Source organism: Chloroflexus sp. (assembly GCF_034431535.1).
In the GTDB taxonomy this organism is placed as follows: domain Bacteria; phylum Chloroflexota; class Chloroflexia; order Chloroflexales; family Chloroflexaceae; genus Chloroflexus.
In genome coordinates this window covers 1-2,146 of sequence record NZ_DAOUDC010000079.1, presented here as the reverse complement: position 1 = coordinate 2,146, position 2,146 = coordinate 1, and the positions used below count along the sequence as shown (strand labels likewise).

Annotated in this window: 1 protein-coding gene; it reads left to right on the top strand. The window is 58.7% G+C overall.

The window, feature by feature from the left end; translation table 11 throughout:
* Nucleotides 1-261 precede the first annotated feature (261 nt).
* Nucleotides 262-2,146 (top strand): hypothetical protein (locus U9R61_RS19870; RefSeq protein WP_322490546.1); only part of this gene is annotated, 1,885 nt, incomplete at its 3' end.

Here is a 2,146-nt window from a genome sequence, read left to right as displayed (position 1 = left end):
CGTTAGCGATGGAGCCATTACGCAACAAGTCACCCAAAATACCGCTCAAGATCGCTGGCCGTTGTGGGCCCAGTAGAGGCGCACGGTGGTGAGTCGTCCTGCACACCCATAGGGTCTGATGGCAATCCCCTCCCCTTCACGCCTCTCGGCGGGGCGGACAGTAATCCGCCCCGCCGCCATCAACCAGCCAAGCAAGGCACGGACAGGTTTTACACCTGCCCGTACTACCCACAACCCTCTCCTCATCACGGAGGTGCTGCAATGCGAACCATTCATCGAGTTATGGTAATCCTCGTACTGGGTGCTGCTATGCTGACGAACACGACATTCCTCTCAGCCGCGCCCTTCGCCAACCGTAACGAATTTGTCGACCCGCGCTTCGCCGCGATCTGGTCCCGCACCGACAGCGAGGCGGTGCGCGGCGGGCGCACGTGGTATTGGGGGCCGGAACCGTGGTTTGATTACGCTGAGTTCTACGCCGATAGTCCCAACAGTCTCCGTACCGTACAATATTTTGATAAGGCACGGATGGAGATAAACCGGCCTGCCGATGGGATCGTCACCAATGGCTTATTAGTGGTCGAAATGGTGAGTGGCCGCATCCAGTTGGGTGATATCCCTGCCAATGCACGCCAGTATCGTTGTTCAGACGTACCGGTCGCCGGTAATCCGCGCAGCGCCAACCCAGCTTCACCCGGCTATTGCCAATTTACCGATCGCGCAACCTTCCCTGACCTGTACCGGCCTGCCTACCGTGATCCTGAACGGCTGAAACAACGGGTCAGCACCACGATCGATATCAACGGCAACCTCGGCGAACGGCCCGATCTCGCCCGCCCTGAAACCACAATTGTGCAATACAGCACCGTTACCGGTCACAACATTCCACGCATCTTTTGGGATTTTATGACCCAACGCGGGCGCGTGCTCGAGAATGGCCGCGTTACCACCGGCCCGATTGTGGATTGGCTCTTTGCGATCGGCTACCCGATCACCGATCCCTACTGGGTCCGCGCTGTCGTCGGTGATACTGAACGCGATGTGCTCGTGCAGCTCTTCGAGCGGCGCGTGTTGACCTATACCCCTGACAACCCGCCCGGCTATCAGGTCGAGATGGGCAATGCCGGTCAACACTACTTCCAGTGGCGCTACCCGCACCTCGGTATGCCATGGGCCGCACCCGACCCGGTCACACCGCTGATCTACGCCTCGAACATCGATACCGGTAGCCACTGGGAACTCTACCGTGCCAATTTCAACGGCAGTGGCGAGCACCTCACCTTCAATAATGCCGAAACTGTCGCCTACTCGTGGTTGCGTAGTTGGGATCCTACCCAACAGATGTTGGCAGTCGATTCGCGGCGCGATCAACCAGCCTACCGCCAAGTGTATGCCCTCAACAGCATCGCTGCTAGCATCAGTGAGACAGCACCGGGTGCATCAGCCACTCGCATAAGCGCTATCGACGTTCGTGATCAGCTCGAACAGCCGCCAGACACACTACCGGAATTTCTCACGAAACCCGTCAATGAATTCAATCCAATGGTATCGCCTGACGGTACCCAGCTTCTCGTTGTTTCAGAGCGTACCGGACGCCCAGACCTTAACTTGTGGTCAGGCCCGGCTCCCGGCAGTCTGCCTATCGCAATACGTCTAACCCGTGATCTGCCAGCCTGTCGCTCCGAAACGCCAGCATGGTCGCCAGACGGGCGCATGGTCTATTGGGTGAGCGACTGTGACGGCAATTTCGAGATTTACCGGGCCGAGTTGCGGTATCGGCCAATCGTGCGGCGGCAGGTGGTAGCCCAACTCTTCGCCGAACTAATCAACATCCGCAACCTGACGAACAACCTAGCCAACGACCGCTTCGCCCGCGTCTCGCCCGACGGCAAGCAGATCGCGTTCGCCAGTGACCGCGACGGCAACTGGGAGATTTACGTCATGAACGCTGATGGCAGCAATGTCCGCCGCCTGACCAACCACCCTGCCACCGATGACGCACCGACGTGGTCGCCCGATGGCCGCCAATTGGCCTTTGCCAGCGACCGCGATGGCGATTTCGAGATTTATATCCTCAACGTTAGCGATGGAGCCATTACGCAACAAGTCACCCAAAATACCGCTCAAGATCGCTGGCCGTTGTGGG